We start from the raw sequence: 24,185 nt of genomic DNA, 5'->3' as shown, positions 1-24,185 counted from the left end.
GAGGAAGACGATGACAAACGCCTCACCGATTCAAACGAAACGATTGACGCTCATTTTAATTTTAGGATCACTCGCGGCACTTGGTCCGCTGTCGATTGACATGTATTTACCGGCGTTTCCCGACATGTCGCGCTCGTTTGGTGCCAGTGCCTCGTCAATTCAACTGAGCTTGACCGCCTGTATGCTCGGGATGGCGCTCGGGCAGATTATCGTTGGACCGCTCAGTGACGTACGCGGACGAAAACGCCCGTTATTGATGGCGTTGTTCGCCTACTTGCTCGCCTCACTCGCCTGTGCCTTTGCACCGACGATTGAAGTCTTGATTGCCTTACGGTTTGTGCAAGGGGCGGCAGGTGCATCGGGAATCGTCATTTCGCGAGCGATTGTCCGCGATTTATTTGAAGGACCCGAACTGACGAAATTTTTTGCGGCGTTGTCGCTTGTCAACGGAACGGCACCGATTTTGGCACCGATCATCGGTGGACAGATCTTACGGTTCGGAGACTGGCGGGTTGTCTTTTACCTTCTTGCCATTCTCAGTACACTGATGCTGATTGCCGTCGCCTTCCGGTTACCGGAAACACTCCCGGTTCATCATCGGGTGGAGGGGAACTTAAAAACGACGTTCCAGACATTCGGACGGTTGTTATCGGACCGGACGTTCCTCGGGTACGCGTTCGCCCAAGCGTTTGTCATGGGAGCGATGTTCGCCTATATTTCCGGCTCGCCGTTTGTCTTACAAAATATTTATGGTGCCAGTCCACAACAGTTCAGCTTTTTGTTTGGAATCAACGGAATCGGAATCATCATCGCGGCACAAACCGCGGGACGACTGGCCGGACGGGTCGACAGTGAGAAGATGATGCGGATTGCGTTAACGGTCGTTGCGCTTGCGGGCATCGGTCTTTTCCTTGCCTTAACCTTGTCGAGTTCCTTGATTCTGGTCATGATTCCATTATTCTTTGTCGTCTCGAGTGTCGGGATGATTTCGACGCTTGGTTTCACCTTGGCCATGCAAAATTATGGGTCGACGGCAGGAAGTGCTTCGGCGTTGCTCGGTTTGTTGCCGATGCTTGTCGGTTCACTCGTCTCTCCGCTTGTGGGTGTGATGGGCGAAGACTCAGCCTTTCCGATGGGATTGATCATCATGACGCTTGACTGTTTGGCACTGCTCGTCTACATGTTGCTGATCGTTCGAAAAAAAGGATAAGCCGATCATGACAACGAAGCCGATTCCTGTTGAATCGGCTTTTTTGTTGCGGATACACTCAGATTCCAGAAAAAAGTCAAAATGGATTCTGTGGATTTTGAAACTATTTCCAAAAAGAGACCGTAAATAAAAGTGAGCTCAGCACGCAGGAAAGGAGCAGGCGGATGAAAAAACGACACATGTCAGGTACACGGCCGGTACCTGAACTTCGTGATCAACGGACACTTGAAAGTCTGCTGGCACGGCATTATGCGGCACAAAAAAAGTATGACAGGCGCCGCCGCGAAGCGGACAGTCCTCGGGAACGGGAACTGGCCGGATTGTTATATGAAGAAAACCGGTATGCCTATCTTCAAGCTTACCGCCAACTCTACGGATCGAGTCCGTTCGTCGAGGTGACCGAAGATGGACGTTAGTACACTGTATCTTTATGCACTGGCAGCCGCTGCTTGCGGCGTCTTATTGTCCGTTGTTTTTTCCGATTTGATTCCGGGTATCGATCAAATCTTTCATCCGACGTTGATTTTGTCCTTTGTGATCGTGACGTCAGCTTTCGGCTTTGCTTTGGAGCATCTGACAGCACTGGGTTCACTCGTTATTTTGCTGATCAGTGCCGGAATCAGCCTTGTCGTCACGTCCTTATTGCATCTATTTATTTTTGTTCCCTTGGCAAAGGCGGAGCAATCAATCAGTTTTTCAGAACAGACATTAGAAGGACGCAGTGCGATCGTCATCGTCCCGATTCCGGAAGCGGGGTACGGTGAAATTCTCGTCGATGATGTATCAGGACGAATTGCCAAATCAGCCGTTCTTTTTGAAGGTCCTGCTTTAGAACAAGGAACAAAAGTCATCATCATTGAAATTAAACAAGGCGTGGCTCATGTCATGACCTATCCCATCCAGTGGAAAGAGGAGATGTTTTCATGAATCCGATTATTATCGTAGCCATCATTGCCGGCGCTCTGATTTTGGCGCTGATTGCTTTATTCGTAACAAAATACCGGACAGTCGGACCGGAAGAAGCCTTAATCGTATCCGGGAGTTACCTCGGAAATAGTCCGACCGTCAACACCGATGAATCCGGCAACCGGGTCAAGATCATTCGCGGCGGCGGAGCCTTCATCTTACCGGTCTTTCAACAAGCATCACCACTCAGTTTACTGTCGAGCAAACTCGAAGTGACAACGCCCGAAGTCTACACGGAGCAAGGGGTTCCGGTCATGGCGGACGGAACGGCTATCATTAAAATCGGCAGCTCGATTTCTGAAATCGCGACGGCAGCCGAACAATTTCTCGGTAAATCAAAGGAAGACCGGGAAGGCGAAGCCCGTGAAGTCCTTGAAGGTCATTTGCGTTCGATCCTCGGTTCGATGACGGTCGAAGAAATCTATAAGAACCGCGATAAATTCTCGCAAGAAGTCCAACGTGTCGCGTCTCAGGATTTAGCGAAGATGGGACTGGTCATCGTATCGTTTACGATCAAAGATGTCCGGGATAAAAACGGCTATTTGGAGTCACTCGGGAAACCGCGGATTGCCCAGGTTCGCCGTGATGCAGACATCGCGACGGCTGATGCGGAAAAAGAAACACGGATCAAACGGGCGGAAGCCTCAAAAGATGCCAAAAAAGCAGAGCTCGAACGGGCGACGGAAATTGCGGAAGCGGAAAAAGAAAATCAGCTGAAGATGGCCGATTACCGCCGCGAGCAGGACATCGCGAAAGCGAAAGCCGACCAAGCGTATGATCTCGAAAATGCGCGTGCCCAACAGGAAGTCACGGAACAACAAATGCAAATCAAAATCATCGAACGTCAGAAGCAAATCGAACTGGAAGAACGTGAGATTCTCCGTCGCGAGAAACAATATGATGCGGAAGTCAAAAAACGGGCGGACGCCGACCGGTACTCGATCGAGCAGGCGGCACAAGCCGACCGGGCGAAACAATACGCGGAAGCCGATGCCACGAAATACCGGATTGAAGCGTCCGCGAAAGCCGACGCTGAACGAATTCGTCTTGATGGTCTGGCCAAAGCGGAAGCGGAGCGGGCACAAGGGGAAACGGAAGCCGATATCATCCGTCTGAAAGGTCTTGCAGAAGCCGAAGCAAAAGAAAAAATCGCTCAAGCGTTCGAACAGTTTGGACAAGCGGCGATTCTCGATATGGTCGTCCGGATGATGCCGGAATATGCGAAACAAGTGGCGACACCGCTCAGCAACATCGACAAGATTACAGTCGTCGATACGGGAAGCGGCGAAGGTGGCGGAGCAAACCGGGTGACCGGATACGCCACTGACTTGATGGCATCGTTGCAGGAAACACTCAAAGCGTCATCCGGCATCGATGTGAAAGACTTGATCGAAAACTTCTCGGGCAAAGGAACAACGAAACCGTTGACGGTCAACTTGAACCAAGGAGAACCGGTCGCGTCGGGAACGAAGTCTGAATGAAACCGAACGTTGTCTTGACGGTGCTGTTCCTGCTGGTCATCGTAAATCTCGTTGCCCCGCTTTCGACACTTTTCCTCGTAGCAATCGCTGCGGCGTTCGGGCTGTACAAAGGCTATACATCAGAGGACGGAATCCAGAACATCTTTAACGTCAAGCGGGTTTCCTATTCGCTTCGCCATCCGCTGACGCGGGCGGAAGCGCTGGCTGCCGGTCTGATCGGTCTGTTGACGATAGATCTTCCCTACTTGTGGAACGGAATCCGGACAGGACTGTCCTTGCAAGACGTCGGCTATTTGTTCTTTGAACTGGTGACGTTGCTCTTGTTTGTATATGTGTTGTTCCGCTTTTTGGTACTCGGGCTTTTTGAACCGGGAACAGAGCGGACACCGTATGCATCGAGACGATGAAACCGTGAAATGACAGGCTTTAAAAGTAAAAAAATCCGGATGATCCAACCTTTCCTGATCAAGAAGAGGGGGATCATTCGGATTTTTTTAATGTGAATAAAATCAAGCGGCTGTCAGGCCGGCAAATCATAGCCGATGACAAGCAGTCCCGGTCCAGTGTGCGAACCGATGGCCGCTCCGGCAATCGTAATCAAGACTTCACTTGGAGAGAACTGGGCTTCGATCAATTGTTTTAATTGTTCCGCCCGTTCGAGCGAGTCGCCGTGACCGATGATGATCCGGTGTCCGTCGATGGCGGGACGTGCTTCTTCCATCCATTCGACGATCCGGTTCATGACCTTTTTCTGACCACGGATCTTTTCTTTTGGGATCAGTTTCCCGTCTTCGACCGTCAACAGCGGAAGAATCGACAACAAACCGCCGATGAAGGCACTTGCCCGCGAGACACGCCCGCCGCGCATCAAGTATTCGAGCGATTCGACCGTAAATAAGTGTCGGACGGTACTGATTTTTTGTTCCGTATAGGTCTTCGTTTCCTCAAATGAATGCGTCTTTGCATATTCAGCGACGTCTAAGACGAACAGTCCTTGACCGGTCGAAGCGGTTTTTGTGTCGATGATCGCATACGGGACATCGGGATAGGTTTCAGCGAGTTCTGCTGCAAGCATCGTCGCGGTTTGGTAAGTACCGGACAGTTCGCTGGAAAACGCCAGATAGATAAACGGGTCACCTTGTTTAAAGTGCGCCGTAAAGACCTCGACCATCCGTGACACCTCGACTTGGAACGTTTTAGGTGCGGCACCTTCCCGCATTTTGGCGTAGAGTTCGAGCGGCGAAATGGATTCCCCGTCAAAAAACGTATCTTCTCCAATCAATACGCCAAACGGCATGACGGTAAAGTCATAGGCATTCAGTAATTCTTTTGGTGCATCGGCACCACTGTCTGTAATAAAACGTATCATGTTCGTTCTCTCCTTTATTCACCTAGGACTTTTTCATTTCGATCCAACATCCGACCCAGGTTTACACCGAAGCGTTCGTTCTCGATTTCGCTCAAGACGGACGGTGTGAGTGTCGCGCCGAGTTCCATCAAGGAGCGATAGACACGCAAGAGACATGATTCGACCGTTAACGGAAGCTGCAGTAACTCTTCAAGGGAAGCCATCGTTTCCGGGACGACGGTCGGATACACGAATTTAGTTGTTTCTCCTTGTAAGGCGGCAGCGTAAAAATCACGGACAAGTTGCGCTCGGGCACTGCCACTGCCGTTCACGCAGAGATAAATTTGGACAGCGACGCCTCCGCGGACACGTCGTTGTGAGATGCCGGCAAACTTTTTACCGGCAATCGATAAATCATACGATCCGGGACAATACGAACCAACGACCTCTCCGGCGACGATCGCATCGGTTTCTTCGGCGAACATACGGCGGACAAGAGCGAGCATTGCTTCATATCCGCTGTCGATATCAATCCCGCCGCGTTCCGGAAGAACAAGCGAGACATTGAGGACGCCGGCATCGAGGACGACGGCAAGGCCGCCGGAATTCCGGATGACCGGTTGAAAACCATGGGCATGCAAAACGTCAATTCCTTGATCGAGATGAGGAAGACGTGCATCTTGGATTCCGAGGACAACGGTTTCGTGGTGGACCCACGAGCGGATGGCCGCACCTTCTGTAGCGACGGAGGCGCATAATGTATCGTCCATCGCAAACGATTGTGTCGCATGAAAGGCGTTTCCGAGTGACGTTTGATCAAAAATACGATAATGTTCTTGTTTTAAGAGTTCGATTCCCATAGGCTCGTTCCTTTTTTTCTGGATTTGCGACATCATTATAGCATAAGGCGATGTAAACTTTCTGTAAGAAGCAAGTGAAGGAACAGGAACAAACCGTTTCAGACCGAAATAGAACGATAGAGAACGAACCATTAAAGGAGAGAGCGTATGTATCAGTCACTGGGGCAATTAAAAGAAACAAAGGTATTTAAGGATCCCGTTCATCGTTACATCTACGTCAGTGACCAATTGATCTGGCAATTGATTGGAACAAAGGAATTTCAGCGCTTGCGCCGGATCAAACAACTCGGAACATCGTTTTTGACGTTCCATGGGGCCGAGCACACCCGTTTCCACCATTCGCTCGGCGTATATGAGATTACGCGGCAATTGATTGACGTCTTTAACGGTCGGGCTGATTGGGACGATCAGTACCGTGAATTGACGCTTGTCGCGGCACTGCTGCACGACGTTGGACATGGACCCTTTTCCCATGCCTTTGAGAACGTCTTTGGCGTCGATCATGAGGAATGGACGGAACGGATCATCTTGGGGGATACAGAAATCAAGCAGGTTTTGGATCAAGTCGGTGAAGGGTTTGCGGAAGAAGTGGCGTCGATCATCAATAAAACCCACCCGAACCAATTGCTCGTGACGATGATCAGTTCCCAGCTCGATGTCGATCGGATGGACTACCTGTTGCGGGATGCGCACTTCGCCGGTGTCAGTTACGGGAAGTTTGACCTCGAACGGATGCTGCGTGTCCTGCGTCCGGCACCGAATCAGATGGTCGTCAAGCAGTCCGGCATGCACTCGATCGAAGATTACATCATGCGGCGTTATCAGATGTACTGGCAAGTCTATCTCCATCCCGTCACGCGATCGAGTGATTATTTATTAAAAGCGATTCTGGAACGGGCCAAAGAACTGTATACGGGCGATTACGAATTTGCGATTGATCCGATTCATTTAAGTCCACTCTTTACACAACAGATGTCCTTAAAAAACTATTTGGCGCTCGACGAGACAATCGTCTACTTCTACTTCCAACAGTGGGCGGAGGAGGAAGACGTGGTATTAAGCGATCTGGCACGTCGGTTCGTCGACCGGAAATTATTTAAATATGTCGATTACCCGGCTGATAAACGGGCGCGTGTTCATAAAAAACTCTGTTCCTTATTTGAACAGATTGGTCTTGATCCAACCTATTATCTGCTCGAAGACAAGCTCAGCCGCCTGCCGTATGACTTGTACGGGGACAATGGAGAAATCAGCAAACAACCGATCATGCTCCAGATGAAAAGCGGTCAGATGAAAGAGATTTCTCAAGTCTCGCCTCTTGTTCAAGCGATTGCCAATTCGCGTCAGACGGACGAGAAGCTGTTTTACCCCCAAGAAATCTTGCACGACTTACGCGAATTTGCGAATGAGAAGATGCAAATCGACCAATTGTTACTTGGAGAAGAGTCATGAACGACATCATCGCGACCATTTTACGACGTGTCGGGTTGGAGCAAGAACTGATTGAACCGTTAAAAGGCGCCACTTCCTCGCATGTGTTTCGAGCGGGGGAGAGTGTCTTTCGAATTCATACAAACGCTGCATGGCTCAAGCAGGAACCGGACCTCGTCGCGCACGAGGTTTTTGCGTTACAGGCCGCAGGTCATCTTGGACCGGATGTTGAGAATTATCAATTGACGCAGGAGGGCGACATTCCGCCATGGATCCAAATGACGCATCTGCCGGGAACCATTCGACTCGAGCCGCTCGATCAGTCCTATCTCAGACAACTGGCGAAGACGTTAGTGAGGATTCATCAACTGCCGGTCCCGGAACGCCGGTATCAGTATGCTCCGTATGCGACGCAACGAATGGTTCCGTCTTGGGCGAAACAAACTGAAGTATGGCAACGAGCTGTAGCAGAACCGCCGGCAGAGAGTCGGCAGATCCGGTTCATTCACCGTGATTTCCATCCGGTCAATGTGTTATACGAATCAGCTGAAAAGTATAACGTAGTCGATTGGATCAATGCCTGTGTGGGTCCGATCGAAGTCGACGTCGCCCATTGCCGATTAAATCTGGCGCTGCTCGAATCACTCGAGGCAGCAGAGCAATTTTTAGCTGAATATATCGAATTGAGCGGATTTTCGTATGACCGAAAGTGGGATCTAACGGCTGTTTTTGATTTTGAACCTGAGACAATCGATGTGTATCCCGGTTGGAAAGCATATGGGAAGGCGAACATCAGTCAGGCCAATGTTCGGGAACGGATGGAAAACATTGTATTGAAAGTTTATGAAAATGACGAAAGCGGTTACTAAATGAACTTTACCCCTTGCAGTTCTTCCGAATGTTGATTATTCTAGTACTTGGGAAAGAGATTGAACGTCAGACCTCGTACTTATGTACAACTGATAAAATACACTATGGATTGAGGGATAGTTCGTGAAATATTTAATCGCAATACTTGGACTTGTCGTCGTGTTCGGCTTGGCATTCCTTGTCAGTAGCAACCGTAAAGGCATCAAATTGAAACCGCTTGCGGTCATGCTAGTGCTTCAGCTTGTTCTTGGATTCATCCTGTTGAATACGTCGTTCGGTTTTATCATCATTAAAGGGATCGCCCAAGTCTTTGATAAATTGCTCAGTTATGCAGCAATCGGTATCAACTTCGTCTTCGGCGGATTAGCGAACGAAGGGTCGCAACCATTCTTCATCAACGTCCTGTTACCAATCGTTTTCATCTCGGCTTTGATCGGGATTTTACAGTTCACGAAAATTTTACCGCTCCTCATGCGTGGGATCGGTTTAGTCCTTTCAAAAATCAACGGCATGGGACAACTTGAGTCATACAATGCCGTAGCGTCAGCTGCAATCGGTCAGTCAGAAGTTTTCATCACGGTTAAAAAACAAATCGGTAAATTACCGCCGAACCGTCTGTATACGTTATGTGCGTCCGCGATGTCGACGGTGTCGATGTCAATCGTCGGAGCGTACATGACAATGGTTGAACCGAAATATGTCGTCACAGCCATCGTCTTGAACCTGTTTGGTGGATTCATGATCGTTTCGATCATCAATCCGTATACGGTTGATCCAAAAGAAGATATTTTGGAAATCGTTGAAGAAAAACAAACGTTCTTCGAAATGCTCGGCGAATACATCATGGACGGATTCAAAGTTGCGATCATCGTCGGAGCGATGTTGATCGGATACAATGCCTTGATCGGAATGGTCAATGACATCTTCTTGATGGTACTCGGCATCTCATTCCAAGACATCCTTGGTTACATCTTCGCACCGTTCGCCTTCATCATGGGGATTCCATGGGCCGAAGCGGTCAGTGCAGGTAGTATCATGGCAACGAAATTGATCACAAACGAATTCGTCGCGATGCTCAGCTTGCCTGAATACGCAAAAGAATTCTCAGAGCGGACACTCGGAATCGTTTCCGTCTTCTTGATTTCGTTCGCGAACTTCTCTTCAATCGGAATCATTGCTGGTGCGGTCAAAGGACTTGACGATCGTCAAGGTAGTGTCGCAGCAAGCTTTGGTCTGAAATTACTCTACGGAGCAACACTGGTCAGCGTCTTGACGGCAATCGTCGTCAGCGTGTTACTGTAATTTAAATTGGGGTGACGATCCGGTCGCTCAATCAAAGAAGGACCTGATTTTTAAAATCAGGTCCTTCTTTTTTTTGTTGTTCATATTCATTGCTTTAACCGCGCGAAGCAATCCCGACCCGTTCCCGGTGGAAAAGATCTTCCGTATAGACTTCATACGCAAAGCGGGCGACATTAATCCGTGGAATCGGACCGGTATCTTGCGTAAAACGGTTGGATTCAATCAATACGTCCTCGATCGCCTCTTCTTCAACGAGTTGTGTCGGGCAGATGACGGTGTAATCGACGTCGGCATCTTTCAGCGTCAGATACGCTTTCAGATGATCTTCGGCCGCGACAGTCGAACGACGACGGGATTCGCTCGACTGGAACCGGTACTTGCCGGGTTCATCGGAAGCATCCAGAATGCCGGCCGTGCCGACAAAAACGATGCGGTCGATCTGTTGTTCTTTCATTTTTGTGACGAGGTGGGGAATCGCTACTGAAAGAATTTGTTTTTGATCGGTTCCGAGACAGCTGAAGACAGCCGAAGTTCCTTGAACCACACGTTCGAGATCATCGACGTCGGTGGCATCACCCTGGATGACTGTCAGATGGGGATGGTCAGGCAAACCGTGTTGCTCAGAACGAACGAGTGCGTGCACCTCGTGTCCTTCTTGCAGCAGTAAGTCGAGTAATGGTCGTCCCGTTCTCCCGGTAGCGCCGAGTAAGCTGAATGTTGCCATGATAATTCATCCTTTCTCCGGTAAGTATATGGAACAGGAGGAACGATACGGTAGAATCGTTCCTCCTGAAAAGTGTTTATTTATCAGCGAACATCACGCCAGCTTGACCATAATCGGTTTTCTCCATCTCTTCGATGAAGACAGTAACGTTTTCTTTTGGTGCATCAACTGACTCAGACACAGCTGCCGTGACTTTTTCGATCAAAGCACGTTTTTGTTCAACCGTGCGTCCGGCTAACATTTTGACTGTAACGTAAGGCATTTCTATTCCTCCTTCTGGCATAAGTTCAACACGCCATCAGTATACCGTACGTCACCCGGGTTGCGTCAAACCGCACATGGAAATCGAAAAAGAAGGGTATAAGACAGGAGTAGCCTGTCGTAAGCAAGAAGTACTTACACTAACAAATGATGAGGATGAGGTGAAGGCATGGAGATGGAACCGGTGATTCGTAAAAAAATCCATACGCTACTGATTTTTGACCGCGCTTTACCAGAAGATGATACGTACCCCCTGTCAGGGGCAAAAGGTCTCGAGGTCGCGGAAGTGTTGTTCGGACAAAACATTCCGTTTGGACGGCTCGTGACGGACAAGGAACTGGCTGTACTTGTCGGCAACGAGGAAGCGAAACGATACGGGATGCTGACATTGTTACGTGATGATGTCCGATTTAAGCCGATTTTTCAAAATCGGAAACCAACGCCGGAAATTGAAGAAGAAATTTCGGAGCGCGTTCGGGAGCTGGCCAAACAATTGCGGGCCATCCGCTCAAGATGTTCGTCACTCGAGCGGGTCATCTTGTTTGGACGCGGTGCGCAAACGCTGTATGATCAGGCCTTAGTGCAGTTGGAAGAGCTGAATCCTCCCGCCCACGAAGAGCTGACTTCCCTTGAGTGTCATCGCTTACCGACGATTCGTCGTGTCACACGTGACCAGCTGGAGACGCTGAGACGATAAACGAAGACTTGCGCCGACTGTTGGATGCGGTATGATAGAAGCAACAGCGGTAAAAGGGGACGAGTAAACGATGGAAAAGAAAATTAACTTTAATATCATTTCAGATAACTCAACAGACGGACACGGTGGATTTGGTGTCGGAACGTTGAGCCTAAACAGCATGTCACCAGTCATCATCTCACCGGAAGATGGTGAAGCTTATATCGATATGGGCGCCATGCATGCCAAAGCGGCAATCGAAAAACGGATTAAGTTCACGACGGACAAAGCGGATACACCAAACGGGAAACCGTACTGGATCGTCTGGGTGACGGTCGGTCGGAAACCGGAAGGCTTTTATTACGGCGGCGTCGCAGCGTGTGACCTGTTAGTCGATGTCGAAGCGAGACGCGGCTTTAAGATTTTGGCGGATCATGTCAACAAAATGGACAAATCGTTAAAAGGTCGGATCGTCGTCAGTCATATGGATGAGACATCGAAACAATTGTTGCGTGAATTCCTGCAAACACATAAACCGGAGATGTGGGAGAATGCAGAACCGGAATTACATGAAGCATTGGCTTAAAACAAGGGGCTGACTCAAAAGTCAGTCTCTCCAAAGACAAGGGTGGCAGAATGATAATCTGCCACCCTTGTTTTACGTCTGCCCCTTTTGATGGATCACGTGCGTAATGTCACGACAATCAGCTCGGGGTGATTGAAAATCCGGAACGGAAACAGGCTGTTGCCAAGTCCGCGGCTGATGATCATCTTTGTCTGCTCGATGGTGTGTTGTCCCGCTGTCAGCTCCGGGAAAAATCCTTGACCCGGTGCATACATCCCGTCAGTCAACGGAAGCCGGATTTGTCCGCCGTGAGCATGTCCGGACAGGACGAGGTCCATGTTTCGTTCAGCATACAACGGCAAGTATTCCGGCCGGTGCGCCATCAACAGTTGGAAGGCGCTGGTGTCGACTGCTGACTGAGCTTGATCGAGACTTTGACGGATTCCGTCCGGCTCTTGCAACCCTTCACTCCAGCGGGTCGTCGTCGGATCGTCGATTCCGAGCAATTCAATGAACTGTCCTTCCCGCTCAAGCGGAACGGATGTATTTCGCAGAACCGTTACGCCGAGCTGTTCAAGCTTCGGCAAAATCGTGAAATTACGCCGGACTTCATGATTGCCGGTGACAAAATAGACAGGATAGTCTGCCGTCAATTTTTCCATCAGCAGAAGAGCATCTGCTTCACCGTCACGTCGTGAGTCAATCAAGTCACCCGTCATTAAAATGAGATCGGGCTGGAGCTGATCAATTTTTTTCAAAAGATGTGTCTGACGGGAACCAAACGATTTCCCGTGCAAATCGGCAATCTGCAAGATTTTATAGTCGTCAAACGCGGCAGGCAGTTTATCCGATTGAACGGTTACTGCCGTCGTGTCGATTTGATTGTTTTCCCGGTACAAAAACCAACTGCTGAGAGCAAGAATCCCGAGTGGAATAAACCATTTTTTTTTGAGACGCAAGTCCCCACCTCTTTTCTTATCTTCAGCATACCAAAAAGACCCTGTCTTCCGCATGAGGGAGACAGGGTCTGACTACAGTTACGCTTCTTTTTTCAAATCATCTGTTGCTTTCGCAGCATCCGGTTCATTGGAAAGATCCATGAACAGGGCAATCACCATCATCCCGACAACAAAGATGAACGGGAAGGCCGCGAGAACGGCTGCTGCCTGCAAGGCACTGAGCCCGCCGGCATACAGGAGAACGGCAGCGATGGATGACTGGATGATGCCCCATGTCAATTTGATGCGCAGACTCGGCATCAAGCTACCACCGGAAGACAACATCCCGAGGACGTAAGTCGCCGAGTCGGCAGACGTGATGAAGAATGTTGTGATCAAGAAGACGGCAATGATGCTGAGGACGGTTCCGAGACCACCAAACGTCTCGAACAAGGCAAACATGCCGGTTTCGACACCTTTGTCATTGACCGTTGAAATGAGATCAACGTTGTTGAACAATTCGTTCCAGATCGCAGATCCGCCGAAGACGGAGAACCACAGCAAACCGAAAATCGTTGGCACGAGCATAATACCAAGAACGAACTCACGAATCGTCCGTCCCTTCGAAACACGGGCGATGAACGTTCCGACGAATGGAGACCAAGAAATCCACCATGCCCAGTAGAAAATCGTCCAATCATTAATCCATTGTCGTTCATCCGGATTAAAAGCGGATGCCCGGAAACTCATGATCGGCAGGTTTTGCAAGTAGGCACCTGTCGTCTGGACGAATAAATCCATGATGAAGCTGAATGGTCCGAGGAACAGGACACAAATCATCAAGAGTGCTGCGAGTACGAGATTCGCATTACTGAGACGGACGATTCCCTTATCAAGACCGGAAGCGGCACTGATCATGTAAAGGACAGATACGACCAAGATGATGATCAATTGAGTGAAGAAGGAGTTCGGAATACTGCCGACGAGGAAATGAAGCCCTCCAGAAATTTGTTGGGCACCAAGACCAAGTGACGTTGCAACACCAAATGCAGTAGCGACGATGGCGAGTACTTCAACCGTTCCTTTACCTGCTGCTTCGTACTTCGGTTTCATCAGTGAGGCGACCGTGTCGCCGATTGTTGCCGGACGTCCTTTACGGAACGTCGAGTAGGCGATGGCAAGTGCGACAATCGCATAAAGTGCCCACGGATGGAGCCCCCAGTGGAAGAACGAGTAGCGCATCGCGAGCGAGGCAGCTTCCGTTGGATCATTTGTTGCGACGGGAGGTGTATGGAAGTGGGTCAGTGGTTCCGAAACACCCCAGAACACAAGACCAATCCCCATGCCGGCGCTGAATAACATTGCGAACCAGGAAATGAGTCCGTACTCCGGACGGTCCGAGTCTTTACCGAGTCGGATCGAACCGAAACGGGAGAAAATTAAGAAGATAGCAATTAATAAAAAGGCACTCATACCAATGAGATAAAGCCAGCCGAAGCCGTTTGAGACAAAGTTTTGAGCGATTCCTGTAACATTGCCAAGATTTGCGGCACCAATGAGTGATTCAGGCAAGATTCCCCATATGGTAAAGAGCACACAGAAAATGACGGATACAATAAAGACGTTCGTGATCTTACTTTTTCGATTATTTTCCATCGTGATCAACACCTTCTTTCGAATTTTACATGTAGTTTTGTTTTTCTTTTAGACAACGACATTAATGATTCCCGCGTTCTTCGAAAACGAAACCTTATCACGCAAGTTCTTACCGTAACAAACTTTGGAGGTAACTGGCAAATCACAATGGGTAATGACTAAAAGTGGAAGGGCTTCAATTACATTGAGTGTTTTCAGTGAAAATCCCTTGATGGCGCGGTTCAGACCTCCTGCTGTTAAGGGCGAAAGCAAGAAGAATATTTATTATTTCCCGTTCCTGCTTTTTTGTAACACACATCAACGAAGCAAAATAACAGACGTGTTGAAAAGGGTTTGATATCGTATCAAATAGTCACTACATTAATCAGGAGGAATCAACCATGCATCACGAGCAAACGAAACAACAGATTTTAGAAGCATTTCAGTTCCGCCATGCAACCAAGTCATTTGATCCAACGAAAAAAATAACATCAGAAGATTTTTCATTTATTTTGGAGACGGCACGTCTTTCACCAAGCTCATTTGGCTATGAGCCGTGGAATCTGCTTGTCATTCAAAACGAAGCGCTCCGCAACGAAATCCGGAACGTCTCGTGGGGGGCGCAAGGTCAACTGCCGACCGCGAGCCATTATGTCATCTTCCTCGCCCGGACAGGCGAACAGATGCAACCGGACGGGGCACATGTGCAACATATGATGGATGTGCTCGGTTTAACGGACGAAGCGAAAGCCGGTCGGACGAAACGATATGGCTTGTTCCTCGAAGAAGACTTTCAGATTGGTCGCAATGAAAAAGCGATGGCAGATTGGTCAGCAAAACAGGCTTACATTGCGCTCGGAAACATGATGTCGACGGCAGCACAAATCGGGATTGATTCCTGTCCAATCGAAGGATTTGATCAGCAGGCGGTCGAACAACTTTTGGAACAGCATGATTTGCTGGATCGATCTGTTTTTACCGTCCCGGTCATGGTTGCCTTCGGTTATCGGTCGGACGAGCCAAAACGTGAAAAACAGCGGCGGTCCCTGGATGAAATCGTCACATTCATCGACTAAAAAACGGTTGAAAATTTTCGAATTATATAGAAGTTTCTTTCAAAGTCCGGTATACTCGCATTTGTATGATTAAGAAGCGCCGTAAACGCCACTCGCATACGAACAACTTTTGTCTTGATGAAAGAAAGGGGTTCTATCGCAAATGGAACAAAAATTAAAGTTATGGTTCACGGAACACCAAACGGAAGATTACGGTATCACATTCCGTGTCAACCACGTTTATGAGAGCGAACAAACGGAGTTTCAACGCCTGGAGATGGTTGAGACGGACGAGTTCGGTACGATGTTGTTGCTTGACGGAATGGTCATGACGACAGATCGAGATGAGTTTGTATATCACGAAATGGTCGCACACGTTCCACTTTTCACACACCCGAATCCAAAATCGGTTCTGGTTGTTGGTGGAGGAGACGGTGGCGTCATCCGCGAAGTGTTAAAACACCCATCAGTCGAAAAGGCTGTTCTTGTCGAAATCGACGGAAAAGTCATCGAATACTCGAAGAAATATCTACCAAACATCGCAGGTGGTCTCGACGACGCACGTGTTGAAGTCATCGTGGGAGACGGCTTCATGCATATCGCAGAAGCAGTCAATGAATATGATGTCATCATGGTTGACTCGACAGAACCTGTTGGTCCTGCCGTTAACCTGTTTACAAAAGGTTTCTACTCAGGAATCTCAAAAGCATTAAAAGAAGACGGTATCTTCGTCGCACAGTCGGATAACCCATGGTTCACACCAGACTTGATCCGTGATGTCCAACGCGATGTCAAAGAGATCTTCCCGATCACGAAACTCTACATTGCCAACGTTCCGACTTATCCGAGCGGTCTGTGGACATTCACGATTGGATCGAAAAAACATGATCCTCTCGCTGTCGCACCAGAGCGTTTCCACGAGATCGAAACGAAGTACTATACACCGGAACTTCACACAGCAGCATTCGCGCTACCGAAGTTCGTCAAAGATTTAACGATTTAATTGTACGTCAGGAGTGTTCCGTTTTTAGGGGCACTCCTTTCTATGACTGGAGGAATAATGATGCGTTTTGATGAAGCTTATTCAGGTAAAGTGTTTATCGCGAGTCAACCGACTCACGAAGATGCAAAAGGTGTATTGTACGGTATGCCGATGGACTGGACGGTCAGTTTCCGTCCCGGCTCACGATTTGGTCCGGCCCGGATCCGTGAAGTGTCACTCGGACTCGAAGAATACAGTCCGTATCTTGACGGCGATATCGCCGATGCCAAATTGTTTGATGCTGGCGATATCCCGTTGCCGTTCGGCAATGCCCAAAAGTCACTCGACATGATCGAAGAATACGTCGATTCGTTGTTGACGGCAGGAAAGTTCCCGCTCGGTATGGGAGGCGAACACCTCGTCACATGGCCGGTCGTCAAAGCCTTTGACAAACATTATGATGATTTTGTTGTCCTGCACTTTGATGCACATACGGACTTACGTGATTCATATGAAGGAGAGCCGTTGTCGCACTCGACACCACTCAAAAAAATTGCGAACTTGATCGGACCGGAAAACTGTTATTCGTTCGGTATTCGTTCAGGAATGAAAGAAGAGTTTGAATGGGCGAAGACGTCCGGTTACAACTTGTTTAAATATGAAATCGTCGAACCGTTAAAAGCCGTTTTACCGAAGCTTGCCGGTAAAAAGGTCTACGTGACGATCGATATCGATGTGCTCGATCCTTCGGCGGCACCCGGAACCGGGACGCAGGAAATCGGTGGTGTGACGACAAAAGAATTACTCGAAGTCGTTCATATGATTGCACGTGCGGATGTCGACGTCATTGGAGCCGATTTGGTTGAGGTCTGTCCGGCGTATGATCAGTCTGACATGACAGCAATCGCAGCTGCCAAAGTCTTACGTGAAATGATGATTGGATTCATCAAGTAAAAACGAAAAGGTCAGATCCGGTTTTCAGGATCTGACCTTTTTTCGTCATATCAGAAGTTCATACAATCCGTATCCACCAAAACCCAGCAACAAGAAAGCCGACAAATATTGAATGGAGCGGGAGAGAGCAGGGGAAATTTGTTTTTTGACGAGATGCATCAGTTGGCTTAAAAACAGCCACCAACTGGCTGAACCAAGAAAAATACCAAGCAGTAAGCTGAGTGGCGATGCTGTTGTCTCCTGAAAACGGGCAAGAATGGCTAAAAAGGCAAGAATCGTCATCGGATTCATCAACGTGAGCAGTAAGGTCGATCCATACGCTACTGCTAATGAGGTAGTTGGCCTCGATAACGGAACCGCATGTGTCTGCTTAAGTGTCTTCACACCGAAATAACAGAGAAACAGACTGCCGACGAATTGAAGCGGAACGGTATGTGTCACAAACAGCTGGATCAGTGATAAGCCGGATAAAGCGATCAATCCATAAATTAAATCCGCTGTGGCAGCGCCTAAACCGGAAACGAATCCGAAACGTCTACCGAACTGAAGCGTCCGTTGGATACAGAGTAACCCGATTGGTCCAACCGGGGCTGCGATGGCGAAGCCGATCAGAAAACCGTTTATTACCATGGATCAATCCTCCGGAAGCAGAGGTAAAGCCGTCGATTCTTTTAATGTCCGCATGATGATCGTCGTTTTCGTCCGGGAGATGCCGTGCAGACTTTTGATCTGGTTCGTGATGATATCGTCCAATTCTTCGGTATTGCGGCACCGGATTTTCAGCAGATAATCATCTTCTCCTGCGACATGATGGCATTCAAGGACATGCGGCAACTCCTGAATCCGTTGTAAAAAAGGATCACGGTGTTCGGGGCGTTCCAGAGAAACGGCGACGAATGCGCCGAGATCGTAGCCAAGCCGCGCAGGGTCGAGCACCGTCTCGAACCGACGAATTATCCCTTGTTCTTGTAAACGGTTGACGCGGTCAGCTGTTGCGGGAGCCGATAAGCCAATGTGCTTTGCAAGGGTCGACCACTTCATTCGAGCGTCTTGCATAAGTAACTTAATTATCTTCATATCTAATGAATTCATAATCAAAAACCTTCTTTTCTATTGTTTTTAATTATAATTTATTTCATTTGAAATAAAATCGCAATATGCAATTTTTGAAAAAACAGCACACTCAAACATTTACAGAGGTTGTGATTTACTTTAAGTTTAAGATGTCACCACAAGGGAAATGTTCTAAGTGTAAAACGAAATGTTGGTTTGAGAGCGGAATACATCATGACATGAGAGGTGGAAAAAAAGATGAAAAAGATTTTATCTTTCGTTACAGCTGCTCTGCTATTCGCACTTTTTGTGCTCCCAGTAGGCGCAGCGGACCATCAGGCAATGGTACGTGTAATTCATGCTTCGCCGGATGCTCCAGCAGTTGACATCGCTGTCGACGGCAAAAAAGCCGTGTCAGGAGCGGAGTTTAAAGCAGTCACAGATTATCTCACTCTCCCAGAAGGAGAACATAAAGTAGAAGTCTTCGCAGCAGGTACAACAAAAGATCCTGTACTTTCTCAAACACTCAACATCGAAGCGGGAAAATTCTATTCTGTTGCGGCAATCGGTAAATTAGCAGACATCAAACTTGCTGTTATGGAAGATAACGGCAAAGGGGAAGACGGCAAATCAATGGTCCGTGTCGCTCACTTTGCACCGGATGCACCAGCAGTTGACGTCGCTCCAAAAGGTGGAGATCCACTCTTCAGCGACCTCGAATTCTCGAAAGTCTCAGATTATGGCACACTGGATGCCGGCACGTATGATCTTGAAGTACGCCCAGCCGGTGCGACAGATGTCGTCAAAGCACTAGATGGTATCAAGCTCGACAGTGGCAAAAACTATACAGCACTTGCAATTGGTTTACTTGAAGGAGAACCAGCCTTCGACGTCCTCTTGATTCCAGATGGCGGTGAAATGGCAGCAATGCCGGACACTGGTCTCGGCGGAACAACGGAAAACTCTTCAATGGCAACAACTTGGGCACTCGTAGCACTTGCTGGAGCAGCGCTTGTTGGGACAGCCTATGTCGTCCGTCGTAAAGAAAACGCGTAATCTCCTTTTATTCTGTACCGTGATGCTCGCTGGGTGTGGAGGAGCAGAGAAACCGGCTGCTCCGTCCGTACCACAGTCAGAGGAACCGGCATCACCTGTCGTTGAGCAACCGAAGCCAAAATCAACTGAGAAACAGACGGAACCATTTGTTCCAGCACGTTTACGTATTCCGACCATCGACGTGGATACAAAAGTAGAAGTCGTCGGGAAGGATACGAAAGGGCGAATGGACGTACCAAAACAGACGGATCAAGTCGGATGGTACCAGTATGGGGCGAAAGCCAACCAGACCGGCAATGTCATTTTGGCGGGTCATTTAGATGATACGGATGGACCGGCAGTTTTTTATGATTTAGCGAAGGTCAAGCAGGGGCAGCGGATTGAAGTAAGTTCAAAAACGGGTGAGAAAGTCTCATACGTGGTGACAAACGTGAAGTCTTATCCCGTTGATCAAGCACCTGTCGGATCGATTTTTGGTGCGACACTTGCACAACGTTTAACCTTGATTACTTGTATCGGAACGTTCACCCAATCGAAAGGGTACGATGAACGATTGGTCGTGACGGCGGAACAGGAGAAATAGCAAAAGGACCAATTCATAACGGATTGGTCCTTTTGTTTAGTCAAAACGGATTGGAAAAACGATTGCCGGCGGAATTAGGCGTTGACTTCAGAAGCCGCGACGAGATCCGTTGTTAAAGCAGACAACCCTTGTGTCGTTTGACTGATGCCTTGGATCGTTTGGACGATTTGACTTAAATCATTTTTATTACGTCCGAACATGTCTAAGTAATTTTCCATCTCTTTTTTAACGGTGTGGATCCCGACTTTCACTTGTTGCAACTCATTGCGGGAAGCGGAGTTCGAACGGGTGATGTCCTCCATCTGTGACACCAATTCGTTGATGTTGCCGTTGTTTTTTTGAATTAATGTATTGATGCTGCTGCTGAGTAACTTCGCGTTTTCCGCCAAGTTGCGGACTTCGATCGCAACAACGGAGAAACCTTTCCCGTGTTCACCGGCCCGGGCGGCTTCAATCGACGCATTCAAGGCAAGCAAGTTCGTCTGATTCGCGATGTCTTCAATTCCTTGCGTCATCTTGACAATTTCATCCGACGTCGTTTTCAGTTGCTGAATGCTCGTCAACGACGTGCTGACTTGTTCCGTCGATTGGACGAATTGTTGCTCCATTTTTTCCATCTGCGTTTCATTTTCTGATGTCAATCCGACCAGATTGCGGCTCGTCTTTTCCGTTTGATCGGTTTCAGATAAGATTTGTGTCGCGCGACGACTCGTTTCCGAGATCGCACCTTCCGTCTGTTCGACAGTGCTTGCGACTTCCTGGCTGACACGCACGACGTCTTGTAACAGACGGCTCCGTGATTCGTTTGCCGCACTGACTTCATGTAAACGGGCATCGACGTATTGACTCGTCACGATTTGCGCATCGAGATTCATCGCGTGGTTGAGCGCTAAAATGGCATTCGACAACTGAGCCGGATCGTGTTGGAAATGCTCGACGATTTTCGGAATCAACAATGTATTAAACGCTGCGTAAGACGCGATGAACCAGGTCACCGGGACGAAGTTGCGGTTATGCGTTTTCCCCATGCGGGTCCGCATCGCCAAGAACTTATCATCCATGTTACCGGTCAATAAACTGCCGAAGTAGTCAGCAAACACTTTTTTCAACCGTTCCCGTGTCGATGAGTTTTGAGCAATCTGGACCATCTCTGGATGCAGAAGCAAATGATCGAGTACTTGCTCGAGGACTTCATCCAAGATGCTGTTGACGACAGGTGCCATCGCTTTTAAGGTTTGCAGGTGTTCTTCCGTGTAGCCCATGTATTCTAAGCGTCCTGTTAAGCTCGGATCACTTGTTTTCGTAATGAGTCGTTTGTCTGGAAATCCGATTGTCGCCTGATAGGTCGACGTCGATGATTTAGTTTTAAATGGATTGCGCACGATTTGCCCCCGATTTTCTTGGAATTAAGATTTTTAGTGTCTTGTTTGTTATCGGCTGTTTCTGGAAATCCGATAATCGTTTTCTATAAAATTTAGTTCTGGCTGATAAAACATTGACCTGAAACAAAAAAACTCACGGTCTTGGACCATGAGTGAAATGACCTCTTCTGAAATGAAGGGTACGTGCTATATGTGTCAAACGATAATTAGACAGGTTGATCCTCTTGAAAGGCTTTTTTGGCGTCGACGATTGTCCGCATCCGGCTGACACAACCTTGAACGAACTGAATGTCGATCGACGTAAAGCGGGTGACAGGTCCTTTGGCTGACTCAGCGCTGAATGTGAAGGTTCCGAGATTCCAAAGTTCGATTTTAAATCGTTTTCCTTTGTTGTCATCGAAGTGTTCTACGAATTCGATTTTCGGTACCATACGAACCCCTCCTTGTAGAACCATTCCCGTTTTTTTCAAAATAAAAAAGCCAAACTGCGTGTTTCAGACAGTTTGGCTCGAAATATTTAAGCGGATGGAACGTCGTATCCGATTTCTTCAATGGCGTCGACAAGACGTTCTGTCGTGACGTCTTCGTGTGTCACCGTGACATTGTTGTCAGCAAGTGAGACCGTTGCGTTGGTTACACCGTCCAATTCATTTAGTGCCGATTCGACACTCGCTTTGCAGTGGTTACATGTCATCCCGATGACAGGAATAGTTGTTTCTTTCATGATAAATGTCCTCCTTTAGATAATGGAATACGTTTTAAGCGTAACGCATTTGTGACGACGGAAACAGAGCTGAATGCCATGGCAGCACCTGCGACCCAAGGGGCGAGGAGGCCGAGGCAGGCGATCGGAATCCCGATCGTGTTGTATCCGAGGGCGAAAACCAGATTTTGCCGAATGTTTTTCATCGTCTGTTCACTGAGTCGAACGGCGGTGACGACTTGCTGCAGGTCATGCCCAAGCAGAGTGACGTCTGCCGCTTCGAGTGCGACGTCTGTCCCGCTGCCAAGCGCAATCCCGACGTCTGCCGTCGCCAGTGCCGGCGCGTCATTGATGCCGTCCCCGACCATGGCGACCCGTCGTCCCGTTGCCTGCAATGCTTTGACGTGGTCGGCTTTTTCAACCGGTAACACATCAGCGAAGACGTGATCTTGCGGAATACCAAGTTCGACTGCCAACTGGTCCGCGACTTCCTGCCGGTCACCGGTCAACAGGTAGACTGCTTTTGTTTGTTGTAGTTCTTGAATGACCTGCTTGGTGGTAGGTTTCAGTTCATCCCGGATGGCGTAACCGGCTTTGATTTCCTGATCAACTGCGACATACACGAATGTAGCGCCGGCAGCCGACCAGTCGGGGAGAGGGAGGTTACGTTCCCGCATCATGCGTGCCGATCCGACGATCACGTCACGCCCTACAATCACTCCGCTGACACCTCGTCCGGCATCAACGGTGAAGCGGTCGATGTCAAAGACGACATCCCGTTCCTCCGTAATCGCATGCGCAAGCGGGTGTTCCGATTTTTTCTCAAGTGCTGCCGCAAAATCAAGGGCTTCCTCCTGACCAAACGTCTTGACGACGACAGGGCGACCAACTGTCAACGTTCCCGTCTTATCAAAGACAACGGCGTCGACATGCTGTAACGACTCGAGTTGCGCACCGCCTTTAAATAACACACCATGTTCGGCTCCTTTGCCCGTTCCGACCATGATGGAAGTCGGTGTCGCAAGTCCAAGGGCACACGGACAGGCGATGACAAGTACGGCGATTGCCGGACGAATCGCTTCTGCGAACGAACCGGTCGTCCACCACCAGACCACTAATGTCAGCAAGGCGATGGCGACGACGATCGGCACGAAGACACCGGAAATCCGGTCAGCCTGCCGCTGAATCGGCGCTTTTTCCGTCTGCGCTTGTTCGACGACGCGGATGATGTTCGCAAGCATCGTCTCCTGACCAACTTTTGTCGCTTCGATCACGAGATGTCCGTTCGTGTTCAAGGTGCCGCCGATGACGGTATCGTTGTTCGTTTTATGAACCGGAAGCGGTTCGCCGGTCAACATCGATTCGTCGAGATAGGCATCACCGGATACAATCTGTCCGTCCACCGGGATTTTTTGTCCCGGTTTCACGACGAGCTGCATCCCGGTTTGGATCTGATCCATCGGGACCGTCCGTTCGACGCCTTGTTCGAGGACAACCGCATCGGTCGCCTGTAAGGAAAGAAGACTTTTAATGGCACCCGTCGTTTGTTGTTTGGCACGGTCCTCGAGGACTTTTCCAAGAAGGACAAGTGTGATCAACACGGCGCTGGTCTCAAAATAGAGATTCGGCATCGCCGGATGGATCAGCATTTCCGCGACCGAATAAAAGTAGGCAGCCGATGTCCCGAGGGCGACGAGGACATCCATATTGGCGCTTCCGCTGCGCAGGCTCTTATAGGCTCCGATATAGAACGGAGCACCGATGATGAACTGGACCGGTGTCGCCAGCGTGAACTGGAGCCACGGATTCATCAGGAATGGCAAATGGATCGGGCTATTCGGGATGTGTGACACCATGCTGAGCAACAACGGCAAGGACAACAAGGCGGCGATCCAAAAGCGGTAGAGCATCCGGCGGTTTTGAACCTGTTCGTGCGGAGTTGTCTTAAGCGTGGCGCTGTAGCCGACTTTTTTTATCTTATCGAGGATCGTCTGCTCTTCCATGTCGTCCGGAACAGCAATTCGAGCGGTCTCAAGGGGCAGGTTGACCGTCGCTTCGACACCGTCCATCCGATTTAAGACCTTTTCAATCCGTGCGGAGCAGGCAGCACAGGTCATGCCTTCGATGTTGAGTTCAATCGTTTTCGACAT

Annotated in this window: 27 protein-coding genes; 15 read left to right on the top strand and 12 right to left on the bottom strand. The window is 49.0% G+C overall.

Annotated features, from left to right (window positions below; all coding sequences use genetic code 11):
- The first annotated feature begins 10 nt into the window (after positions 1-10).
- The 5 genes from P397_RS0115925 (at position 11) to P397_RS0115905 (ending at position 4,064) form a co-directional block, all read left to right on the top strand.
- Positions 11-1,210 (top strand): Bcr/CflA family multidrug efflux MFS transporter, encoded by a 1,200-nt coding sequence (locus tag P397_RS0115925; protein ID WP_026834187.1) that lies wholly within the window; start codon positions 11-13, stop codon positions 1,208-1,210.
- A 164-nt stretch (positions 1,211-1,374) separates the two neighbouring features.
- On the top strand, positions 1,375-1,626 hold the full coding sequence (locus tag P397_RS0115920) for a hypothetical protein (protein WP_026834186.1): 252 nt from the start codon (positions 1,375-1,377) through the stop codon (positions 1,624-1,626).
- Entirely contained in the window at positions 1,616-2,137 is a 522-nt protein-coding gene (locus P397_RS0115915; RefSeq protein ID WP_026834185.1) for an NfeD family protein, read from the top strand. The genes P397_RS0115920 and P397_RS0115915 overlap by 11 nt, the downstream gene beginning before the upstream one ends.
- Positions 2,134-3,657, top strand: coding sequence for a flotillin family protein (locus P397_RS0115910; protein ID WP_028107163.1), 1,524 nt, complete (start codon positions 2,134-2,136; stop codon positions 3,655-3,657). The genes P397_RS0115915 and P397_RS0115910 overlap by 4 nt, the downstream gene beginning before the upstream one ends.
- Positions 3,654-4,064: a hypothetical protein gene (locus P397_RS0115905; RefSeq protein ID WP_028107162.1), complete on the top strand. Its 411-nt coding sequence runs from the start codon at positions 3,654-3,656 to the stop codon at positions 4,062-4,064. Before P397_RS0115910 ends, P397_RS0115905 begins: the two co-directional genes overlap by 4 nt.
- Before the next feature lie 113 nt (positions 4,065-4,177).
- Here the strand turns inward: P397_RS0115905 and P397_RS0115900 are convergent, their stop codons facing one another.
- Positions 4,178-5,026: a DegV family protein gene (locus P397_RS0115900; protein WP_026834182.1), complete on the bottom strand. Its 849-nt coding sequence runs from the start codon at positions 5,024-5,026 to the stop codon at positions 4,178-4,180.
- A gap of 14 nt (positions 5,027-5,040) precedes the next feature.
- Positions 5,041-5,865 carry a lipoate--protein ligase family protein gene (locus tag P397_RS0115895; RefSeq protein WP_026834181.1) on the bottom strand — a complete coding sequence of 275 codons (825 nt, stop codon included), beginning with the start codon at positions 5,863-5,865 and terminating at the stop codon, positions 5,041-5,043.
- Positions 5,866-6,012: 147 nt separating this feature from the next.
- Here P397_RS0115895 and P397_RS0115890 point away from each other — a divergent pair, with 147 nt between their 5' ends.
- The 3 genes from P397_RS0115890 (at position 6,013) to P397_RS0115880 (ending at position 9,468) form a co-directional block, all read left to right on the top strand.
- A complete protein-coding gene (locus P397_RS0115890; protein WP_028107161.1) occupies positions 6,013-7,317 on the top strand; it encodes an HD domain-containing protein in 1,305 nt (434 codons plus the stop codon).
- Positions 7,314-8,165 carry a phosphotransferase family protein gene (locus tag P397_RS0115885; RefSeq protein WP_028107160.1) on the top strand — a complete coding sequence of 284 codons (852 nt, stop codon included), beginning with the start codon at positions 7,314-7,316 and terminating at the stop codon, positions 8,163-8,165. Before P397_RS0115890 ends, P397_RS0115885 begins: the two co-directional genes overlap by 4 nt.
- A gap of 124 nt (positions 8,166-8,289) precedes the next feature.
- A complete protein-coding gene (locus P397_RS0115880; protein ID WP_028107159.1) occupies positions 8,290-9,468 on the top strand; it encodes a NupC/NupG family nucleoside CNT transporter in 1,179 nt (392 codons plus the stop codon).
- Positions 9,469-9,562: 94 nt separating this feature from the next.
- On the opposite strand, the gene P397_RS0115875 is transcribed toward P397_RS0115880, so the two are convergent.
- Both P397_RS0115875 and P397_RS0115870 read right to left on the bottom strand, forming a co-directional pair.
- Positions 9,563-10,192, bottom strand: a complete 630-nt coding sequence (locus tag P397_RS0115875; RefSeq protein WP_028107158.1) for an NAD(P)-dependent oxidoreductase — start codon at positions 10,190-10,192, stop codon at positions 9,563-9,565.
- Between the two features lie 76 nt (positions 10,193-10,268).
- Positions 10,269-10,454 (bottom strand): 2-hydroxymuconate tautomerase, encoded by a 186-nt coding sequence (locus P397_RS0115870; RefSeq protein WP_014969267.1) that lies wholly within the window; start codon positions 10,452-10,454, stop codon positions 10,269-10,271.
- A 168-nt stretch (positions 10,455-10,622) separates the two neighbouring features.
- Here P397_RS0115870 and P397_RS0115865 point away from each other — a divergent pair, with 168 nt between their 5' ends.
- Positions 10,623-11,150 (top strand): hypothetical protein, encoded by a 528-nt coding sequence (locus P397_RS0115865; protein ID WP_028107157.1) that lies wholly within the window; start codon positions 10,623-10,625, stop codon positions 11,148-11,150.
- Between the two features lie 70 nt (positions 11,151-11,220).
- Positions 11,221-11,715 (top strand): YwhD family protein, encoded by a 495-nt coding sequence (locus P397_RS0115860; protein WP_028107156.1) that lies wholly within the window; start codon positions 11,221-11,223, stop codon positions 11,713-11,715.
- Between the two features lie 95 nt (positions 11,716-11,810).
- On the opposite strand, the gene P397_RS0115855 is transcribed toward P397_RS0115860, so the two are convergent.
- Together P397_RS0115855 and P397_RS0115850 are read right to left on the bottom strand one after the other, a co-directional pair.
- On the bottom strand, positions 11,811-12,653 hold the full coding sequence (locus tag P397_RS0115855) for a metallophosphoesterase (RefSeq protein ID WP_028107155.1): 843 nt from the start codon (positions 12,651-12,653) through the stop codon (positions 11,811-11,813).
- Between the two features lie 78 nt (positions 12,654-12,731).
- On the bottom strand, positions 12,732-14,288 hold the full coding sequence (locus P397_RS0115850; protein WP_028107154.1) for a BCCT family transporter: 1,557 nt from the start codon (positions 14,286-14,288) through the stop codon (positions 12,732-12,734).
- A gap of 380 nt (positions 14,289-14,668) precedes the next feature.
- Between P397_RS0115850 and P397_RS0115845 the strand changes: the two genes are divergently transcribed.
- The 3 genes from P397_RS0115845 to speB all read left to right on the top strand — a co-directional run bounded on the left by P397_RS0115845 (position 14,669) and on the right by speB (position 17,258).
- Positions 14,669-15,343, top strand: a complete 675-nt coding sequence (locus P397_RS0115845; RefSeq protein ID WP_028107153.1) for an NAD(P)H-dependent oxidoreductase — start codon at positions 14,669-14,671, stop codon at positions 15,341-15,343.
- A 142-nt stretch (positions 15,344-15,485) separates the two neighbouring features.
- Entirely contained in the window at positions 15,486-16,325 is an 840-nt protein-coding gene (gene speE, locus P397_RS0115840; RefSeq protein WP_014969274.1) for a polyamine aminopropyltransferase, read from the top strand.
- 60 nt (positions 16,326-16,385) lie between these two features.
- Positions 16,386-17,258: an agmatinase gene (speB, locus tag P397_RS0115835; protein ID WP_028107152.1), complete on the top strand. Its 873-nt coding sequence runs from the start codon at positions 16,386-16,388 to the stop codon at positions 17,256-17,258.
- Positions 17,259-17,303: 45 nt separating this feature from the next.
- Here speB and P397_RS0115830 read toward each other — a convergent pair whose 3' ends face one another.
- Together P397_RS0115830 and P397_RS0115825 are read right to left on the bottom strand one after the other, a co-directional pair.
- Positions 17,304-17,888: a LysE family translocator gene (locus P397_RS0115830; protein WP_028107151.1), complete on the bottom strand. Its 585-nt coding sequence runs from the start codon at positions 17,886-17,888 to the stop codon at positions 17,304-17,306.
- Between the two features lie 3 nt (positions 17,889-17,891).
- Positions 17,892-18,350, bottom strand: a complete 459-nt coding sequence (locus tag P397_RS0115825) for an Lrp/AsnC family transcriptional regulator (protein WP_028107150.1) — start codon at positions 18,348-18,350, stop codon at positions 17,892-17,894.
- Positions 18,351-18,569: 219 nt separating this feature from the next.
- Between P397_RS0115825 and P397_RS0115820 the strand changes: the two genes are divergently transcribed.
- Both P397_RS0115820 and P397_RS0115815 read left to right on the top strand, forming a co-directional pair.
- Entirely contained in the window at positions 18,570-19,367 is a 798-nt protein-coding gene (locus tag P397_RS0115820) for a DUF4397 domain-containing protein (RefSeq protein ID WP_026834168.1), read from the top strand.
- Positions 19,327-19,950: a class F sortase gene (locus P397_RS0115815; RefSeq protein WP_235184009.1), complete on the top strand. Its 624-nt coding sequence runs from the start codon at positions 19,327-19,329 to the stop codon at positions 19,948-19,950. The genes P397_RS0115820 and P397_RS0115815 overlap by 41 nt, the downstream gene beginning before the upstream one ends.
- A gap of 74 nt (positions 19,951-20,024) precedes the next feature.
- Here the strand turns inward: P397_RS0115815 and P397_RS0115810 are convergent, their stop codons facing one another.
- The 4 genes from P397_RS0115810 to P397_RS0115795 all read right to left on the bottom strand — a co-directional run bounded on the left by P397_RS0115810 (position 20,025) and on the right by P397_RS0115795 (position 24,185).
- Positions 20,025-21,332: a globin-coupled sensor protein gene (locus P397_RS0115810; RefSeq protein WP_026834166.1), complete on the bottom strand. Its 1,308-nt coding sequence runs from the start codon at positions 21,330-21,332 to the stop codon at positions 20,025-20,027.
- Positions 21,333-21,538: 206 nt separating this feature from the next.
- A complete protein-coding gene (locus P397_RS0115805) occupies positions 21,539-21,763 on the bottom strand; it encodes a hypothetical protein (protein ID WP_026834165.1) in 225 nt (74 codons plus the stop codon).
- 86 nt (positions 21,764-21,849) lie between these two features.
- A complete protein-coding gene (locus P397_RS0115800; RefSeq protein ID WP_028107149.1) occupies positions 21,850-22,056 on the bottom strand; it encodes a cation transporter in 207 nt (68 codons plus the stop codon).
- A complete protein-coding gene (locus P397_RS0115795) occupies positions 22,053-24,185 on the bottom strand; it encodes a heavy metal translocating P-type ATPase (protein ID WP_028107148.1) in 2,133 nt (710 codons plus the stop codon). Before P397_RS0115795 ends, P397_RS0115800 begins: the two co-directional genes overlap by 4 nt.

It is taken from the genome of Exiguobacterium undae DSM 14481 (assembly GCF_000620805.1).
Classification (GTDB): domain Bacteria; phylum Bacillota; class Bacilli; order Exiguobacteriales; family Exiguobacteriaceae; genus Exiguobacterium_A; species Exiguobacterium_A undae.
This window is presented reverse-complemented; position numbering and strand designations above follow the sequence as displayed.

Bases quoted from the DNA above. Each gene is read 5' to 3' on its own strand.
- P397_RS0115925 (WP_026834187.1), top strand. From the start codon at position 11: ATGACAAACGCCTCACCGATTCAAACGAAACGATTGACGCTCATTTTA.
- P397_RS0115920 (WP_026834186.1), top strand. From the start codon at position 1,375: ATGAAAAAACGACACATGTCAGGTACACGGCCGGTACCTGAACTTCGT.
- P397_RS0115915 (WP_026834185.1), top strand. From the start codon at position 1,616: ATGGACGTTAGTACACTGTATCTTTATGCACTGGCAGCCGCTGCTTGC.
- P397_RS0115910 (WP_028107163.1), top strand. From the start codon at position 2,134: ATGAATCCGATTATTATCGTAGCCATCATTGCCGGCGCTCTGATTTTG.
- P397_RS0115905 (WP_028107162.1), top strand. From the start codon at position 3,654: ATGAAACCGAACGTTGTCTTGACGGTGCTGTTCCTGCTGGTCATCGTA.
- P397_RS0115900 (WP_026834182.1), bottom strand. From the start codon at position 5,026: ATGATACGTTTTATTACAGACAGTGGTGCCGATGCACCAAAAGAATTA.
- P397_RS0115895 (WP_026834181.1), bottom strand. From the start codon at position 5,865: ATGGGAATCGAACTCTTAAAACAAGAACATTATCGTATTTTTGATCAA.
- P397_RS0115890 (WP_028107161.1), top strand. From the start codon at position 6,013: ATGTATCAGTCACTGGGGCAATTAAAAGAAACAAAGGTATTTAAGGAT.
- P397_RS0115885 (WP_028107160.1), top strand. From the start codon at position 7,314: ATGAACGACATCATCGCGACCATTTTACGACGTGTCGGGTTGGAGCAA.
- P397_RS0115875 (WP_028107158.1), bottom strand. From the start codon at position 10,192: ATGGCAACATTCAGCTTACTCGGCGCTACCGGGAGAACGGGACGACCA.
- P397_RS0115870 (WP_014969267.1), bottom strand. From the start codon at position 10,454: ATGCCTTACGTTACAGTCAAAATGTTAGCCGGACGCACGGTTGAACAA.
- P397_RS0115865 (WP_028107157.1), top strand. From the start codon at position 10,623: ATGGAGATGGAACCGGTGATTCGTAAAAAAATCCATACGCTACTGATT.
- P397_RS0115860 (WP_028107156.1), top strand. From the start codon at position 11,221: ATGGAAAAGAAAATTAACTTTAATATCATTTCAGATAACTCAACAGAC.
- P397_RS0115850 (WP_028107154.1), bottom strand. From the start codon at position 14,288: ATGGAAAATAATCGAAAAAGTAAGATCACGAACGTCTTTATTGTATCC.
- P397_RS0115845 (WP_028107153.1), top strand. From the start codon at position 14,669: ATGCATCACGAGCAAACGAAACAACAGATTTTAGAAGCATTTCAGTTC.
- speE (WP_014969274.1), top strand. From the start codon at position 15,486: ATGGAACAAAAATTAAAGTTATGGTTCACGGAACACCAAACGGAAGAT.
- speB (WP_028107152.1), top strand. From the start codon at position 16,386: ATGCGTTTTGATGAAGCTTATTCAGGTAAAGTGTTTATCGCGAGTCAA.
- P397_RS0115830 (WP_028107151.1), bottom strand. From the start codon at position 17,888: ATGGTAATAAACGGTTTTCTGATCGGCTTCGCCATCGCAGCCCCGGTT.
- P397_RS0115825 (WP_028107150.1), bottom strand. From the start codon at position 18,350: ATGAATTCATTAGATATGAAGATAATTAAGTTACTTATGCAAGACGCT.
- P397_RS0115820 (WP_026834168.1), top strand. From the start codon at position 18,570: ATGAAAAAGATTTTATCTTTCGTTACAGCTGCTCTGCTATTCGCACTT.
- P397_RS0115805 (WP_026834165.1), bottom strand. From the start codon at position 21,763: ATGGTACCGAAAATCGAATTCGTAGAACACTTCGATGACAACAAAGGA.
- P397_RS0115800 (WP_028107149.1), bottom strand. From the start codon at position 22,056: ATGAAAGAAACAACTATTCCTGTCATCGGGATGACATGTAACCACTGC.
- P397_RS0115795 (WP_028107148.1), bottom strand. From the start codon at position 24,185: ATGTCGAAAACGATTGAACTCAACATCGAAGGCATGACCTGTGCTGCC.